General features: G+C 33.4%; 16 protein-coding genes. 7 read left to right on the top strand and 9 right to left on the bottom strand.

All coding sequences use genetic code 11. From position 1 onward, the window contains the following. Positions 1–439: 439 nt before the first annotated feature. The 4 genes from AAC069_RS15440 to AAC069_RS15425 all read right to left on the bottom strand — a co-directional run bounded on the left by AAC069_RS15440 (position 440) and on the right by AAC069_RS15425 (position 2,892). Positions 440–1,216, bottom strand: coding sequence for a DUF4369 domain-containing protein (locus AAC069_RS15440; RefSeq protein WP_091093468.1), 777 nt, complete (start codon positions 1,214–1,216; stop codon positions 440–442). A 394-nt stretch (positions 1,217–1,610) separates the two neighbouring features. Further along, positions 1,611–1,844, bottom strand: a complete 234-nt coding sequence (locus AAC069_RS15435; RefSeq protein WP_339921334.1) for a hypothetical protein — start codon at positions 1,842–1,844, stop codon at positions 1,611–1,613. 183 nt (positions 1,845–2,027) lie between these two features. Beyond that, entirely contained in the window at positions 2,028–2,468 is a 441-nt protein-coding gene (locus tag AAC069_RS15430; RefSeq protein WP_339921332.1) for a KTSC domain-containing protein, read from the bottom strand. Between the two features lie 175 nt (positions 2,469–2,643). Continuing rightward, on the bottom strand, positions 2,644–2,892 hold the full coding sequence (locus AAC069_RS15425; RefSeq protein ID WP_339921331.1) for a hypothetical protein: 249 nt from the start codon (positions 2,890–2,892) through the stop codon (positions 2,644–2,646). A gap of 94 nt (positions 2,893–2,986) precedes the next feature. On the opposite strand from AAC069_RS15425, the gene AAC069_RS15420 reads away from it, so the two are divergent. After that, complete coding sequence (locus AAC069_RS15420; protein WP_339921330.1) at positions 2,987–3,532, top strand: hypothetical protein; 546 nt, start codon at positions 2,987–2,989, stop codon at positions 3,530–3,532. A 32-nt stretch (positions 3,533–3,564) separates the two neighbouring features. On the opposite strand, the gene AAC069_RS15415 is transcribed toward AAC069_RS15420, so the two are convergent. Both AAC069_RS15415 and AAC069_RS15410 read right to left on the bottom strand, forming a co-directional pair. Beyond that, positions 3,565–3,960 carry a response regulator gene (locus tag AAC069_RS15415; RefSeq protein WP_339921329.1) on the bottom strand — a complete coding sequence of 132 codons (396 nt, stop codon included), beginning with the start codon at positions 3,958–3,960 and terminating at the stop codon, positions 3,565–3,567. Further along, the gene (locus tag AAC069_RS15410; protein ID WP_339921328.1) at positions 3,957–6,800 is read right to left on the bottom strand and encodes a PAS domain S-box protein; all 2,844 of its coding nucleotides are present in this window, start codon (positions 6,798–6,800) and stop codon (positions 3,957–3,959) included. Before AAC069_RS15410 ends, AAC069_RS15415 begins: the two co-directional genes overlap by 4 nt. Positions 6,801–7,288: 488 nt before the next feature. Here AAC069_RS15410 and AAC069_RS15405 point away from each other — a divergent pair, with 488 nt between their 5' ends. Genes AAC069_RS15405 through AAC069_RS15395 form a run of 3 tightly spaced genes read left to right on the top strand, consistent with a single transcriptional unit; the run spans position 7,289 to position 8,069 of the window. Beyond that, positions 7,289–7,441 carry a hypothetical protein gene (locus AAC069_RS15405; RefSeq protein ID WP_339921327.1) on the top strand — a complete coding sequence of 51 codons (153 nt, stop codon included), beginning with the start codon at positions 7,289–7,291 and terminating at the stop codon, positions 7,439–7,441. Between the two features lie 11 nt (positions 7,442–7,452). Continuing rightward, the gene (locus tag AAC069_RS15400) at positions 7,453–7,683 is read left to right on the top strand and encodes a hypothetical protein (protein WP_339921326.1); all 231 of its coding nucleotides are present in this window, start codon (positions 7,453–7,455) and stop codon (positions 7,681–7,683) included. A 5-nt stretch (positions 7,684–7,688) separates the two neighbouring features. Beyond that, entirely contained in the window at positions 7,689–8,069 is a 381-nt protein-coding gene (locus AAC069_RS15395; RefSeq protein ID WP_339921325.1) for a YchJ family metal-binding protein, read from the top strand. Positions 8,070–8,212: 143 nt separating this feature from the next. Here AAC069_RS15395 and AAC069_RS15390 read toward each other — a convergent pair whose 3' ends face one another. Next, positions 8,213–9,448, bottom strand: coding sequence for an ATP-binding cassette domain-containing protein (locus AAC069_RS15390; RefSeq protein WP_339921324.1), 1,236 nt, complete (start codon positions 9,446–9,448; stop codon positions 8,213–8,215). Between the two features lie 145 nt (positions 9,449–9,593). Between AAC069_RS15390 and AAC069_RS15385 the strand changes: the two genes are divergently transcribed. The 3 genes from AAC069_RS15385 (at position 9,594) to AAC069_RS15375 (ending at position 13,106) form a co-directional block, all read left to right on the top strand. Beyond that, entirely contained in the window at positions 9,594–10,712 is a 1,119-nt protein-coding gene (locus tag AAC069_RS15385) for a VWA domain-containing protein (RefSeq protein ID WP_091093442.1), read from the top strand. Between the two features lie 167 nt (positions 10,713–10,879). After that, complete coding sequence (locus tag AAC069_RS15380; RefSeq protein ID WP_339921323.1) at positions 10,880–12,343, top strand: AAA family ATPase; 1,464 nt, start codon at positions 10,880–10,882, stop codon at positions 12,341–12,343. Between the two features lie 169 nt (positions 12,344–12,512). Then, entirely contained in the window at positions 12,513–13,106 is a 594-nt protein-coding gene (locus AAC069_RS15375) for a 2OG-Fe(II) oxygenase (RefSeq protein WP_339921322.1), read from the top strand. Positions 13,107–13,299: 193 nt separating this feature from the next. Here AAC069_RS15375 and AAC069_RS15370 read toward each other — a convergent pair whose 3' ends face one another. Together AAC069_RS15370 and AAC069_RS15365 are read right to left on the bottom strand one after the other, a co-directional pair. Then, the gene (locus AAC069_RS15370) at positions 13,300–14,010 is read right to left on the bottom strand and encodes a GYF domain-containing protein (protein WP_339921321.1); all 711 of its coding nucleotides are present in this window, start codon (positions 14,008–14,010) and stop codon (positions 13,300–13,302) included. A 101-nt stretch (positions 14,011–14,111) separates the two neighbouring features. Next, the gene (locus AAC069_RS15365; RefSeq protein WP_339921320.1) at positions 14,112–15,254 is read right to left on the bottom strand and encodes a saccharopine dehydrogenase C-terminal domain-containing protein; all 1,143 of its coding nucleotides are present in this window, start codon (positions 15,252–15,254) and stop codon (positions 14,112–14,114) included. Positions 15,255–15,479: the final 225 nt, after the last annotated feature.

Raw genomic sequence — 15,479 nt, 5'->3', positions numbered from 1 at the left:
AGGGAGATTTTTTTATTTTGTACTTGAAAATCGATTATTTAGCTAAAAGTTCAAGAATTTTTGCTCTAAGTTCAGCGCCTCTTAAATCTCTTGCTACAATTTTACCGGAAGCATCAAGGATAAAAGTCGCAGGAATAGCTTCAACACCATATTGAGCTGCAATTGGTTCATCCCAAAATTTTAAATTAGAAACCTGATTCCAGGTTAACTTATCTTTTGCGATCGCTTCTTTCCATTTAGCTGCATCTTTGTCTAATGAAACACCAATGATATTAAGACCTTTTGAGTGTAACTCTTTATAGATCGCAACAACATTTGGATTTTCTTGTCGACAAGGACCACACCATGATGCCCAGAAATCTACAATTGTAACTTTTCCTAAACTTTCTTTAAGAGAAATGACTTTCCCTTCAGGGTTTGGAGCAGAAAAATTAGAAGTTCATTTAGCGTCTCCCATTGGAGCAGCAGTAGCACCAACAGCAGGAGAATTTACCTCAGTAAGTTTAGCTTTTACAGCTATACCTGCTTTAGTCTTTTTTAAAGGCTCTTCTAAGCTATTAAAAATCGTTTCTGTTTTTTTAATGTCAGCACTAGGATCGTTAACCATTCCTTGTACAATTAAAACACTGATATATGATTTAGGATGTGATTCAGCATATGTTGTATATTTTGTTTTGGTGGCAGCACCAACTTCTGCTTGAATTTCTGTATAACCTTTCATCAATTTATTGATTACAGCTGTGTCTTTTGCTTGTTGTGCTGTATTCATTGCTTGCATGTTTTGTGTTTGGAAATCCATTAGTTTCTTTTGAACTACTTTAATTTCCTCATTGAATTTAACATACTCATCATTACTGTAAGTACCTGAAACTTTAGATTTTTGAATACTGTCTTTATCGATAGCGATAGTGATTTCTCCATTTTCTAAAATAAAAGGAATTTTTGTATACGGTTCTTTTCCAGCTACTGATTCTAACTGAATAGTATGAAAAGAAGGTTCAGTAACTTTTCCTTTAATTTCGAATTTACCGTTTTCTACTTTTACGGTATCTAAAGCTGTAATAGCACCGGTGGTAGGATCTTGAGTTTCTAAGATTATAGTTTTACCATTTTCAATACCAGTTGCAGTACCAGTGATAAGGAATTCGTCTTTTCCAACTTTGTTGCAAGAAAATAAAACAACAGCAACAGAAAGTAATAAAATTATTTTTTTCATTATTAATTAGTTAATTAAGTTAAGAGTGCAAAAGTATTTAAATTTATTAAAGTATAATTAATTTTATAACCTAAATTTTTGTTATTTTTTTAGTATTCAAAATGATGAATTACGGCGAATTGTAGTTAAATTGTCTAATAAAAGGGCTGTACTTGTAGGAGAGGACGAAACCAGTACATTGTTTCACCGACTCATATTGTTAGTATATGCGTAGGTTAATGCGGTTCTGACTTAGGCAGTAATCATTAGTTTATCAATAGGTTAAAGTAGTATTGATATCCGTAATATAGGCAAATTGGATTTGCCTTAAAGCAACTGATACAATGAAAGATCATGCCTTAATTTAAAAAAGAGTGGCATTTTTTGCTTTCCAGATCGATAATAAAGGTAGCTTTTAAGTTAACTTAAGTTGTGCTTCACATTGTTGAATGTCATACTCAGCTTGTTCTAATTCATTTAAAGTAATCTTGATTTCCAGATTTACCGTTCTTAGTTCTTTGTGTAAGACAGCGCTAATGGAATCTGTTTCCAGGTTGAATTCAATTTCTGCTTTCGTTGCTTTTAAAATAGTCAAGGTTTCTTCGGCCTTTTGATATTGTGATTTGTATTTACTGCAGGGGTTAGTCATTATTAAATAGTATAAATAGGTTTAGTGATGTCTAAAGTAATAAAAACAAGTTAATTATGCTAAAACAGCTCTTTTTTTAAATAATTTTAGGATACAGTAGTCGTGAAACTTTAAAGTAAAAAAAGGCGTGTATAAAAAAAGCACCCGTTAAGGGTGCTTTAGTATTTCTATTATAGAATAGGTCTAGTCTTGGTTTAATGTTTTTCTCCAAGTAAAAGAACTAAGAATATGTCTTTTTGCGAATCTTCCAGGAGAAGCTGCATTTACCATTTTCACGTAAGTTGCTTTTGGTACACTAATGTACTCATAGACACTACCGTTTGAAAAATTGATAATCAATCTACCTTCAACAAATTTATAATCTGTAATTGTTGCGGTTGTAATTGTTTCAGTATATTCAGGTAAGTTCAACTTTGTAGTTTCAGGATTGATACTTACTAAGAAGTGGTAAGCCTCAATTACTTGTTTACTTTTTTCTTCTGCTGCTTTTAATCCTGCCTCATCACCTTGAAATTTATCAGGATGGCATTCCTTCATAGAATTACGGTAGATGGTTTTTAACTCTTTTAGCTCTGCAGTTTTTTCTACATTTAGCAGTTTGCGGTATTCAACTATTTTTTTCATAAATATGGTAACTACTTGTCTTTTAGTATAAAATCAATATAATTTGGTTTCAGAACCGACAAATTTTTTGCAAAAGTACACTTTTTTTTTAATTTTTAGTTTGAGACTAAAAAATATTCCAAAAAAAGAGCTCCTAACAGTTCTTATTTCTCAATTAAAGAGACTTTAAAAAATGTTATTGTTGCGGTTTATTGTTTGCTTTATCAAAGTTTTTAGACTTCTTAGGGTACTTATTGTGGCTGATATCACTAGGGTTTTCAATAATCGACTTAATTGTAATATACTCGCCTAGAGTATGGTTAGAAATAGCCATTTTATAATCTAAAAGATATTCACCACAAAAGAAATTGTTGTTTTCATCTTTTTCCATTATCCCGGTATAAACCCCTTTTTGTAACATTTTTTCTTGTGAAGACTTTGTCATAATCAATTTAATTTTATAAAATTCTAATTTGCAAAGTTAAGCAAATATTTAGTTCCCACTATCGCATTTTAGACTTTCTGATTACCTTTGTACAATGCAAAAAATATTTCGCCCCAGTCCCAAATCTTTCAAGAACACTTTTTGTGTTTTTCAAGAGCTACCATTAAGCAGTCTCAATGCTCTAACGGTGCAATATGCAAGTAAGTCGGGGAGTAGTTATTATTATACTGAATTGGGGATGTATCGCTTGTCAAACCATTGGGGAAGACTAGCCAACAGTAAATGGCGATTGGAACCTATGGAACCTGAGTCTGACTCAAAAACCAAATTAGGTTTTGCGCCTTGGCCTCAATTTTACCCTGATAATGCAGTTGAGGAATTGTATTATTTAGAAATGAATTATGACAAGAATACGGTTAATTACCAGCATAAAAATAATCCTGATTATGATGGAAAAGCAGTACTTCGCACAAGTTTTGAAACCACTAAGAAAATTAAGCAAATTAGAAATCTACTTAATTTAACGTCATGGGCTAAGTATTATGAATATGATGACTTAGATGTTTTGCGTAAAGAAATTATAGACGAATTGATTTTCACTACTAAAACTTTAGAGGAAATTAAGAGAGAATTTATCTGATTAGTGCAAGAACTTAATTGCTGTATGGCATTTTAATCATTAGAAGCAATTAATTCGATGTCGTTATTAGTAATAGGTTTAGATAAATAGCCTAAAATTGAAGCATAGGTTTTTGATTTATTTTTGTCTTCAATGGCGATAGATGAACTGGAGATATAGACACTAATGTGTTCGTTTAGTAAAGGTTTTAGTTTTTCCATTTCTTCCATAAATTCCCATCCGTCCATAACTGGCATATTGATATCTAATAAGATGATGTCTGGAAGTGGCTCCTTATTTTCTATTGCATGAATCAAAGCTTCTATTCCATCCTTACCGTCGTAAAAAGAAGAAGTAACTGAGAATAAATTTGTTTTTTGAATAATTTTAGTGACGATAATTTGGTAAATGGTATCATCGTCAATCACCCATATTTTCTTTTTTGTCATCGGATGTAGATTTTAAATATGGTACCAATGTTTGGTTTACTTTCTACTGTAATATTTCCGTTCATAGCGTCGATTTGGTTTTTTGTAATAAATAATCCAATTCCTTTTGACTCGGGATTATTACTGAATGTTTTGTACATCCCAAAAATTTTGTCGGCATTTTTCACAAGATCAATTCCAACTCCGTTGTCCGAAATTTGGAGCACGTTCATTTCGTCTTCAATTAACCATTTAATACCAATAAGAGGTTCCCTATCTGGATGACTATAGCGAATGGAATTAGATATTATGTTATGTAATATACTCTCTAAATAAGCAGGGTTGTAATTCACCATTACATCGCTTGGAACGTCTGTTACGATTGTTACTTGTTTGGCAGTTATTTGTTCAGAAAGAACATTTTGGGTTGTCTCTAAATAGTTTTTTAAGTTTAAAGACTCCGATATTAAGCCGATGTTATTTCTAATGTTTATAACCTCATTAAGATGCAACATCGTTTCGTTTAATGAATTAGATACTGATTTTAATAATAGTAACATCTCGTCTTTTTCCTCTTCAGATTCAGAAGTTTCAATTAAGGACATAATTGATGCAATATTGCTGGTATGCGATCTTAAATTATGAGAGACGATATAAGAGAAATTCAATAACCTTTTATTTTGTTCTGTTACGAGGTCAAAAGAATTCTTTAAATCTTTCTCTGCTTCTTTATTTTTGGTAATATCAATCATAATTCCGCGCAAGCCGAAGGGCTTGTCATTTTCAAAAACAATAGTCACAATGTCCCTCAGCCAAACAACTGAACCATTTTTGGCAATCATTCGATACTCAAAATCATGGTTTAAATTCTGGCTTGTTTTTAAAATGCAATAATTGATTACCGATTCCTGATCCTCATGATAAATATGGTCAGCCCAAAAGGTAGGACTTGCTAACCATTCTTCATCTGTATAGCCCAGTATGTTTTCTACTTTTTTACTGATAAAAGAAAAAGAAAAGGTTTCAATATCGCATTCCCAGACAATTCCATCAATCGTATTGATTAAAGATTCAGTTCTTCTTTGTGAATCAATAATGATTTTCTCCGCCGTTTTCCGTTCTGTTATATCTTCATTAGAAACAATAATTCGGTCTAATGATGTTTCATATCCTCTTATTACATTCCATCTTAAATTAATGAAGCGTAATTCTTCTTTTGAATTTTTGATAATAGTATCTAAAACAACTTCTCCATGGTTTTGAGTGGTGGCGATAAGTTGTTTCGTAAAATCTTCATAAGAGCTACGATTGAATAATTCAGATTTGACCTTTAGCAATTCTTCTTTCGAGTTTACTTTATATAATTTTAGACAAGCTTTATTGACATTTACTAATTTGATTAAGGAGTGTAGTTTATTGGTTTCTTTTGGATTACTAAGGAGGTAATGTTCTACAGTCTCCTTTTTTTGATTCATTAAATTAAGTTCTTTAAGATAAGATTTGACCATAGAGAAATCCTCTTCTCTTAACGGTAAAGGAGAGTCTTCAAAAAGACTTTTAAAATGATTTTCAGTTTTTTTAATTAACTTTTCTGCTTCTTTTTTTAATGAAATATCTTCAACAATCGCAATGTGTTTGGATGGTTTTTCATCAATATTCCAAAGTGGAGAAACGGTAATATTAGTCCAAATAATCTTTCCGGACTTGGTTATATATCGTTTTTCCATTGAATACTCTCTGATCGTGCCTTGCTTCAGCTTTTCCAAATTGGATAGATCTTCGTTTAAGTCGTCGGGATGCGTTACGGATTGAAAAGTTCTATTTTGTAATTCTAGCTCTGAATATTCCAATAATTTGCAATATTTTTCATTAATCTCCAGGAAATAGCCACCTAAGGAATCTATATAGCCTATACCCACAGCAGCTTGGTCAAAGATAGATTTGAATTTTATTTCGCTTTTAATAAGGTTCGCTGCCTGTTTTTCGACTAACAGCTGTAATTCTGCCGGTTTTTTTAACATTATGGTTACTAAAAAGGCAAATAATGCAGCTAAAAGCAAACCGAAAATGGCCGGTACTACAATTTGGCTATATAAATAGTTTTGATGTTTAGCAGTAAGATGTATTTCCCAATCACCGTCAGGAATAGCAATTGATACCCTATAGTTTTTTGAAAATTCGTTCTCTTTGGGTAGGTAAAAGACCTCTTTTTGAGTAGTAGGATCTACCTTTGAAAACTGAAAGTAATATTTAGAACGGTTTATGTTATATGCCCCCGAGGACTTCAATAAGTCTTCTAATTTAATGATAACTGCTGAAAAACCCCAAAATTTATTATTCTGGAATACAGGAAGGCGTCCTACAATCCCAACTCCACCTTGCTTTAAATTAATGGGTCCGGCAAAGTACATTTTCTGACTTTGAATTGATTTTAAGGCTTCTTCTCTAAGGTATACTGACTTTAAAATGTTTAAACCCATTGCGGCTTCGTTGCCTTTTGCGGGATAGGTAAATCGAATTACTCCATTAGGTACTAATTGTACTGCAGAGATGGTTTGATTTGAAGCTACTAATTTCTTTCCAATACTGTCAAAATTTTCAGGAATTCCCTGATCATTTAGGGTAAGGGCTAGTGTTAGTGTAGTGGTGTAAGAGTTTTTAAGCGACTGTTCAATGTTTTGATTAATAACTTGAAGCTTATTCCTCATTGCACGATGTTCATCTTCTTTAACTATTTTATATTGCTGAAAGCCAATAAAACCAACAACAATACTCAATAATAGGAACGTAACGAAGCCTGTTGTTCTGGGCTTTGTTATAAATAAACTGTAAAATTTTAATCTATTATTTTCAGATTTCATTTATGCTATTTGATAAATTTCGGAAACTTTCAATGTTTTACAATTTAAATTACAAAGATTTTATAAATATATAAGAAATTACGGAAAACCGTAAATTTATAGAAACTTAATTATACTATTGAATAAGTAAGTTTAGTGTCTGGTCATTGTTCTAAATAGCAAGTAAACAAAATTACCAACTAAATTATCTCTTTTATTTTTTATAAACCAATAACTAATGTTATTAAATTATTAATTTTCATTGCTTTAATGTCTATTAATCAGTAGTTGATTTGAGTTTTTTGATCAAACCATTGGTATAAAGATTATGTTTAGTTACATGAGCGTACTATCAGTTTCAATTAAAATGCCGAACTTTGCCGAAGAATTCTGTAGTACGAGAATCTTCCATTTAAGATAAATACCCATGTTATTTTTTTTAGTGATTCATTATTGACGTTGTTCGTCAAGAACTGGTAGTATAGAAACGGATTGAAAAACAAATTATTATGAGCAGGAATAACGAAAAGAATATCAAAAAGCACAACGATAAGCTGCATAAAGCACAGGATAGGGTTAAAAATGCAGAAATTCTTCGCAAGGAAAAATTAAAACAAATTGTAAAAAAATTCCACGACACTAAAAATTCAGATACGATATAATTAAAGAAATAATGGAAAACGAAAAATTCATTTTATTGAACAAAAATGTTCAGGAAATAATTGATTTGATTGCAGCTAAGAACGGAAAAGAAGCAAATAATAGATTAGCGGAAGTAAGTGAGCAATTAGACGATTTTCTTGATTTTTCAGATGAGGACGAGGATTTGATTGAAATCAGTAAATACCAAGTACTGTTAAATCAATTGCACCAAAAGATAGTCGCTCTTAACGGACAGGCATAATTTATATGACAACATTAAAATGCTATTGCGGTTCCCTAAAGGAGTTTAGTCAATGTTGTGAAGTTTACATTAACGGAATCAAAAAAGCACCCACGGCAGAAGCTTTAATGCGCTCACGTTATTCGGCATTTGCTACCCAAAAAGCAGATTATTTAGTTGTTACCACTCACTTTTCTACTAGAAAACAGCATAAAAAAGAGGATATTCTAGAATGGTCTCAAAGCAATAAGTGGATTAAATTAGCAGTTGTAGCGGCTACTGTTTATACCGTGACTTTTAAAGCATTTTATCTTGATAGCGAACTTCAGCCACAAATTCATCATGAACATTCTACTTTTAAATTAGAAGACGGAAGTTGGTTCTATGTTGACGGAGAGTTTTATTAATTATTCTGAATTTTATTAGACCGCTTAACTGCGTGAGAGATTGCAGCGGAAATCCTCTCTATTCTCGTTTCTAGAACGGGAAGAGAGAGATTGAGAGCGTAAAGAACGACCCTTGTGGTCACGCCCAAAAAAGAATTCGTCATTTAAGTTCTAATTTTGCCGGTTGAACCGGTTGTATTAGGCGTTAGTTCGTAAATTGTTTTAGGAGTGATATTAGGCTCAATTCTATGAGAAACGTATAAAATTGCCATATTTGTTTCTTGTGATAAAAGGGTAATAAGCTGTGCCACCAAAGCCACATTTTCATCATCTAAGCCTTCGACGGCTTCGTCCAAAATTAATAGAGGAGGATGTTTGAGCACCGCACGCACAATGAGGGCAAGTCTTTGTTGTCCTATGGAAAGTGTTTTGAAAGGTTTATTTTTAAGTGGACTTAAATGAATCAATTCAAGCCAATGAGACACTATATTTTTTTGTAAAATTGAGGGCTGGGTGTACAAGCCAATGGAGTCAAAAAAACCAGATAGAATCATTTGTTCGAGGCTATCATTTTTTTGAAATAAATCAGTCATTGCAGTCGAAAAGTAGCCAATATTCTTTTTTATATCCCAGATGTTTTCTCCGCTTCCTTTCTTTATACCAAAGAGATATAAATCCTGTCCGTAGCCTTTTGTATTATCTCCAGTTATTAAGGAGAGCAAAGTGCTTTTTCCAGAACCATTAGGGCCTAATAAGTGCCAAAAATCTCCTTTTTTAATCGTCCAATCAATATTTTTTAAAATAGGTTTTTCATGATAAGTCACACTAAGGTTATTCATCTGTATTAGAATTTCTTCCTCGAAAATAATGTTTATGATAGGAGTAGGAATGCTATTCGCTTTAAATATTTTTTGCTCCTTACGTATTGAATTTATTTCGTTTAATACGAATGAATTGTCTTTAATGTGCGCTTTTTTTACTTGAAAGGGAAGTAAATCACTTTGACGGTTTACTATTAGAATCAAATGCGTTTTTTGAGCTAATTGCTGTAATGTGAGCGTAATTTCATCTCTGGAGTTTTGGTCTAAATGGTCTAGCGGGTTATCTACAATGATATAATGAGGTTCTTGGTTGATACAATAGTTTAGAAAAACTTTTTTTCGTTCGCCAGATGAAAATGTTCTTAATTTTCTTGAGGTATCAAATGAGCTTCCAACGGTGTCATATTGGTATTCCTTTTTAATGAAATTGTCTATGGCTATGTCCGAAAAAAGGATTCCTGTTTTAGTATTGAAAGTACTTAGTTCTGCCCTGGATTTTCCAGAAAGAATGGTTTCTATAAAGGCATTTTTATCGACCTGATTGGATAGAAAGATTCCCCAATGTTCTAGTGGTTCCATTTTAATTTTTTAAAACGATAAAATTAAACTTATTTATTGTAGCACAAACTGATTAGTAAGGAATGTAACAACAAACTCTTTTTTAACTAAAAATTAATAATCGTTTGCCAAGGCGCTGTTTCAAAATGATGTAATTTTAAAGTCTATGAAAAATGATAATAAAAAAGGTTTCTACTTCAAGCAATATGAGGCACCAAATCAGTCTCCGTTTGATAAACTCTTTGGAATTTTCAAGGAATTAATCACTCATACTTCAGGAGATTTTGACGAAGCAATTGACTGGTTGCGGGAACTTGATAAGGAATATAAACTAACAGATGAGCACTATACCATCGACGATTTTATAGAAGATTTAAAGAAAAAAGGATACATCAGAGACGAATTAAAGGACGATGGAACTTCTGGTATTGGAATAACGGCTAAAACAGAACGAGCGATCAGGCAACAAGCTTTAGACCAGATTTTTGGAAACTTGAAACGCTCTGGAAACGGAAATCACAAAACAAAACATTCCGGCAATGGGGATGAGCATACGGGAGAATTTAGGGAGTTTCATTTTGGCGACGGCCTGGAACGAATTTCCTTGACCGAGAGTTTGCGAAACGCCCAAATCAATAACGGAGTGGAGGACTTTATGCTTACCGAAAATGATTTGGTTGTTGAAGATACTCAGTACAAATCCCAGATGAGTACCGTGCTGATGATTGACATAAGCCACAGTATGATTTTGTATGGTGAAGACCGAATCACGCCTGCTAAAAAAGTGGCGATGGCGCTGGCTGAGCTGATTACCACGCGTTATCCAAAAGACACTTTAGACATATTAGTGTTTGGAAATGATGCATGGACGATTGCCATCAAAGATTTGCCGTACTTGAAGGTAGGTCCTTTTCATACGAATACGGTAGCGGGATTGCAATTGGCAATGGATTTACTGCGAAGAAAGCGAAATACCAACAAACAAATTTTTATGATCACGGACGGAAAACCGAGCTGTGTTCGCGAAAAAGATGGTAGTTACTATATGAACAGTAATGGCCTTGACGAATATATTGTCGATAAATGCTATAGTCAGGCACAACAAGCCCGAAAATTACATATTCCCATCACGACGTTCATGATTGCAAATGATCCGTATTTGCAGCAATTTGTCAACAAGTTCACGGAAGCCAATCAAGGAAAAGCCTTTTACACCGGACTGAAAGGACTGGGAGAAATGATCTTCGAAGATTATGAGACCAATCGTAAGAAGAGAATTAAGTAGTATTCAGTGTTCAGTTTTTAGTGCTCAGTCGAGCTGTTGAAAATAGAGTATAAGAATAAAAAAGGCTTAATTAACTTTGCTTCGGCCTTTGTAGTTAGATTCAATAAATTAAGTTTAAAAATTAGAATAAAGACTTCCCGCATTTAGCGGTTAAACATATTAAAAAAATGAAAATAGAAAACATAAATACATTAGGCGAATTAAAAGCTTCAGGATATCAAAGTAAAAGTATAAAAGAAGAATTGCGTACTAATCTTCGTGAGAAAATAAAATCAGGAAAACCAACATTTGATGGTGTTCACGGTTTTGAGAATACGGTGATTCCAGAGTTAGAACGTGCTATATTATCGCGTCATAACATCAATTTATTAGGACTTCGTGGTCAAGCCAAAACGCGTTTAGCCAGAAAAATGGTTGAATTATTGGATGAGTATATTCCGTTTGTGACCGGTTCAGAAATCAATGACGATCCTTTGAAACCGATTTCGCGTTATGCCAAAGATTTAATTGCGATAAACGGAGATGCAACTGCTATTTCATGGCTGCATAGAAGTGATCGCTTCTTTGAAAAATTAGCTACACCAGACGTAACTGTTGCCGATTTAATAGGTGATATTGACCCTATAAAAGCAGCAAATTTAAAACTGTCTTATGCTGATGATCGTGTTATTCATTTTGGGATGATTCCGCGTGCTAACCGTTGCATTTTCGTGATAAATGAATTACCAGATTTACAGGCTAGAATTCAAGTGGCCTTGTTTAATATTTTGCAAGAAGGTGATATTCAAATTAGAGGATTCAAATTGAGAATGCCATTGGATATGCAGTTCGTATTCACTGCAAACCCTGAAGATTATACCAATCGTGGGAATATTGTAACTCCGTTGAAAGATAGAATTGGTTCCCAAATATTGACGCACTATCCTGAAACGGTACAGATTGCCAGAACTATTACAGAACAGGAAGCAAATCTGGATGTTGTTCAGAGCGATATGGTTCACGTTCCCTCTTTGGCCAAAGATTTATTAGAACAAATCAGTTTTGAAGCCAGAGAAAGTGAATATATTGACAATAAAAGTGGGGTAAGTGCCCGTATGAGTATAACCGCTTATGAGAACTTGTTAAGTACGGCAGAACGTCGCGCGCTCAGAGCAGGAGTTGATAAAACGACCTTGCGCTTGTCTGACTTTATGGGGATTATTCCATCGATTACCGGTAAGGTAGAGTTGGTTTATGAAGGAGAGCAGGAGGGAGCAGCTTATGTAGCTCAAAACCTGATTGGTTCAGCAATTCATACTTTTTTCCCAGGATATTTTCCTAAAATTGAAAAATTAGAGAAACCAGATGAAAAAACGGCCTATACAGATTTAATAGAATGGTTTTTTGCCGAAAGCGGTTTTGAATTATTGGACGACGCAACGGACGAGGAGTATCAAAGAATTCTGGGATCAATAGTTCCTCTGGAAATATTAGTTAAGAAATACCAACCCCAATTAGATAGCGAAGACAAATTCTTCATGAAAGAATTTATTTTATGGGCAATGGTAGAATATAAAAAACTGAGCAAAGACAGAATAACGGATGGCTATCAGTTTAAGGATATGTATGGAAGCTATATCAGTAAATTGTAATCTATAATAGAACATTTATTAAATATAAAAATGGATTCAGATTCACTTCTGGATCCTTTTTTTTGTTCTTGCATTTTATTGGATATCAAGTTTAGTTTATAAAAACCTATTGCTATTTCTTTTTAGGCTACCTTGCTCCGTTGGCATCACTTTCGGTCAATGTACTACAATGGAAAATAGCTTTGAAGCTTTAATTACCTCCTATATTGAGAATAAAGTAGGTATATCTGAACATTTTTTAAGCGATGACTTGGCCAATAGCTTAAAGCAAAATTTACTCGCCTTAAATCAACAAAATTTACTAATTGTCGCAGGAACAGGAAATTCAGAAGTGATTACTTATGATAACGCAGTGCGCAGTGATTCTATTTATTGGTTGGATAAAAAGCACAATAATGAATTTGAAAATGCTTTTTTTGAACAAATCGAAGCTTTTATTGCCTACTTAAATGAGAGTTGTTATACTGGAATTACGGGCTATGAATTCCATTATTCTTTGTATGAAAAAGGGGATTTTTACCTCGAGCATTTTGATCAATTTCATAATAACCCTAGTCGGAAATATTCGATGATTAGTTATTTAAATGACAATTGGCAACCGGCTGATGGAGGAGAATTACTAATTCATCAAGAAAATAATAACCAGAAAATTGCGCCTACACAAGGAAAGACTGTTTTCTTTAAAAGTGATGAATTACTTCATGAAGTTTTAGTGACTCAAAATACTAGAATGAGTATTACAGGTTGGCTAAAATGTGATTGATTTTATAATATCTTTTTATACCAAGTATAATAATTGGCACACAGATAAAACAGATTTCGACAGATTGATATTTTAGGATTAAAAAATCTGTACCGTCTTAAATCTGCTGTATCTGCGCTATTATTGTAATTTAGTCTGTTCAGTATACTTTTAAAAGGGTGTTATTTAAGTGTCTGTTTTAAGGAATGGGTTATTAATGAATCGTTTCAAGTTGTAAATACAATCTGTCCGATTCATTTTCTAATTGGTTTATTTGAGTTTTTAGGTTTTGAAGATCATTTTGTAATAAACCCATTTCTTCCATTTTTTCATTTTCAGATCGAAAGAATTTAAATTTTTCGGCATCAATTAAGTCACTTTTTGCCTTTTCTAATTGATTTTTATTGTCAATAAGTAAGGTCTTTATTTCAGTAATGCGACTGTTAATTGAATCTCTTCTTCTAAGGTTATTATTTTCTAATGCTATTCTTTTTCTAATTTCGTCTTGAATCCGCTGCTCATTAAATTCGTTTTGTTCCAGTGTAATTTTTTCGTTACTAAATTCTGTTTGTTTGTTTTTCAAATCTAATTCGCTTCTTTTATTATTTTGAAGGACATTGAGAACAAATACGACTGTAAAAATGGCTAAAAATGATATTGCTAAAAAAAAGTGACTTTTCTTTAATCCTAAAATGGTTGCAGAAGTTTCTTGTTGTTCTATTTCGGGAGTAGCAATAACTTGTTTTATAGGTGGAGGAATTACTTTAAAAAAAGAGTTAAGTTCTTCTATCTCATGGGCATGTTTCCATTCGTCCATTCCTTGGTACCAAACTAAAGTAGCTTTATTTAGGTGTTCGTTTTTTAATTCGTCTAAGGTAAAAGGACCACCATTTTCCTTTCCATTATTGATGTAGTAGGCTCTCATTATTTGCGAATATTTGCTATGCTTTAATAGAGCGTAATATTACAAAAAAAATGCATTTTGTTTGTATTGAAAATGAAAGTTTGTTTTACACAAATTGAACGTTATATTTTTCCATATACTCTAGAAACAAAATTCCCATTAAGGAATGCTGCTGAGTCAATTTGGCTTTGTAGAAGAGCACCTTTGTACTTACCTTCGAGCAGTAATTGTGCGGCTTGCGCCAAAGGGGCTGCGGTAGTAGTTTGAATGGCTCTTAATTGGTGATTCCCTATTTTTTGTGGAAATATGGTTTTGGCTATTTCGCGACGGCGTAAAATTCCTTCGATATCTTTGCCTTCTACGGCGGCATACAATATAATTTGGTCGTCCTCAATATGCGGAATTGCCTCTTGCATTTTTTGTTGAAGCGTTTTAATTGCAGCTTCTGTAGTGCCTCTTTTTTTAATTTGCTTGTCGACCCAAGCATAATGACCGGGATAACGCAGCGTTTTATAATCGAGGCTACACACTTTTCCAGACAAGGCATCGGGTAGATCGGCGGCACCTCCAGAGGTAAGATCTTCTTCATAAGTAATGCCATCAATAATTATGTTAGCTCTTTCTGATAAGGAGGGTAGCGTGGTTTTTACATAATCTCTCAGTACAATGGTATCTTTCAGATATTCGGTTGCCACACCTACAGGACTCCAAGTAAATCCGTAAAAGTGGGGCGCTACGGCATGTTTAGTTAAGGCACCAACTTTAAATTCTAGCGTGTGGACAGAGTTTACCTTGTAGTCATTTCGAAATTGTTGAAATAATTCATGGGCCAGTAAATCGATATATCCTGGGGCTAAGCCCGTTTGCAATAGAAAACCAGTATCAGTATTTTTAGACAAAGCTATAATTTCTTCCGTTTCGGCAACATATTCAGTAAGATTTGCATAGTGAAGGTTGAAATCTTTTGCAAATTGGGCAATTCTAGGGGCTACACTTCCCGGAAGGCAATCGAGAATAATATCTCCCTGTAGAAAGATGTCTTTCATTTCGTCAGTAATTCCTGTTTCGCTAAGATCAAACGCTTTAACGGCACAAGGTTTTGTAGTTCCTTCTTCGACCCAATTGGCTACTTTTTTAGCTTTTAAAAATGTCCTATCTCCAATAAAAAGTGTTGGGGTGACATCACTCCATTCGGCTAAAATTAAACTAACAGCCTCAGCAATACCTCCAGCTCCTGCTATAATAATATTGAAATGTTTTTTCATCTACTAAAGTTAGTGAATTTTATGTAAATGGTTGATATATAATCCATACCAATTACAAATGCAATAAAGTCCAAACTAATCTTTGTCAGTTCGAGCGCAGTCAAGATGCAATAGTGGTTCTCGACTCCTCTCGAACTGACAATTGGACTGTTTTATAAATAGTACAGGTATTATTAAAATAATAATAAACATTTAGCGCGACCAAAATTTGTGGAATTAGTCTTT

It is taken from the genome of uncultured Flavobacterium sp., assembly GCF_963974175.1.
Taxonomy (GTDB): Bacteria; Bacteroidota; Bacteroidia; order Flavobacteriales; family Flavobacteriaceae; genus Flavobacterium.
Note: the sequence above shows the minus strand (reverse complement) of the source record. Positions and strands in the feature narration are given on the sequence as shown.

What these genes read in the sequence shown, in the direction of transcription:
- AAC069_RS15375 (WP_339921322.1), top strand. Translation starts at nt 12,513, where the DNA reads ATGGAAAATAGCTTTGAAGCTTTAATTACCTCCTATATTGAGAATAAA.
- AAC069_RS15440 (WP_091093468.1), bottom strand. Translation starts at nt 1,216, where the DNA reads ATGAAAAAAATAATTTTATTACTTTCTGTTGCTGTTGTTTTATTTTCT.
- AAC069_RS15395 (WP_339921325.1), top strand. Translation starts at nt 7,689, where the DNA reads ATGACAACATTAAAATGCTATTGCGGTTCCCTAAAGGAGTTTAGTCAA.
- AAC069_RS15425 (WP_339921331.1), bottom strand. Translation starts at nt 2,892, where the DNA reads ATGACAAAGTCTTCACAAGAAAAAATGTTACAAAAAGGGGTTTATACC.
- AAC069_RS15380 (WP_339921323.1), top strand. Translation starts at nt 10,880, where the DNA reads ATGAAAATAGAAAACATAAATACATTAGGCGAATTAAAAGCTTCAGGA.
- AAC069_RS15405 (WP_339921327.1), top strand. Translation starts at nt 7,289, where the DNA reads ATGAGCAGGAATAACGAAAAGAATATCAAAAAGCACAACGATAAGCTG.
- AAC069_RS15430 (WP_339921332.1), bottom strand. Translation starts at nt 2,468, where the DNA reads ATGAAAAAAATAGTTGAATACCGCAAACTGCTAAATGTAGAAAAAACT.
- AAC069_RS15400 (WP_339921326.1), top strand. Translation starts at nt 7,453, where the DNA reads ATGGAAAACGAAAAATTCATTTTATTGAACAAAAATGTTCAGGAAATA.
- AAC069_RS15370 (WP_339921321.1), bottom strand. Translation starts at nt 14,010, where the DNA reads ATGAGAGCCTACTACATCAATAATGGAAAGGAAAATGGTGGTCCTTTT.
- AAC069_RS15385 (WP_091093442.1), top strand. Translation starts at nt 9,594, where the DNA reads ATGAAAAATGATAATAAAAAAGGTTTCTACTTCAAGCAATATGAGGCA.
- AAC069_RS15435 (WP_339921334.1), bottom strand. Translation starts at nt 1,844, where the DNA reads ATGACTAACCCCTGCAGTAAATACAAATCACAATATCAAAAGGCCGAA.
- AAC069_RS15390 (WP_339921324.1), bottom strand. Translation starts at nt 9,448, where the DNA reads ATGGAACCACTAGAACATTGGGGAATCTTTCTATCCAATCAGGTCGAT.
- AAC069_RS15415 (WP_339921329.1), bottom strand. Translation starts at nt 3,960, where the DNA reads ATGACAAAAAAGAAAATATGGGTGATTGACGATGATACCATTTACCAA.
- AAC069_RS15410 (WP_339921328.1), bottom strand. Translation starts at nt 6,800, where the DNA reads ATGAAATCTGAAAATAATAGATTAAAATTTTACAGTTTATTTATAACA.
- AAC069_RS15420 (WP_339921330.1), top strand. Translation starts at nt 2,987, where the DNA reads ATGCAAAAAATATTTCGCCCCAGTCCCAAATCTTTCAAGAACACTTTT.
- AAC069_RS15365 (WP_339921320.1), bottom strand. Translation starts at nt 15,254, where the DNA reads ATGAAAAAACATTTCAATATTATTATAGCAGGAGCTGGAGGTATTGCT.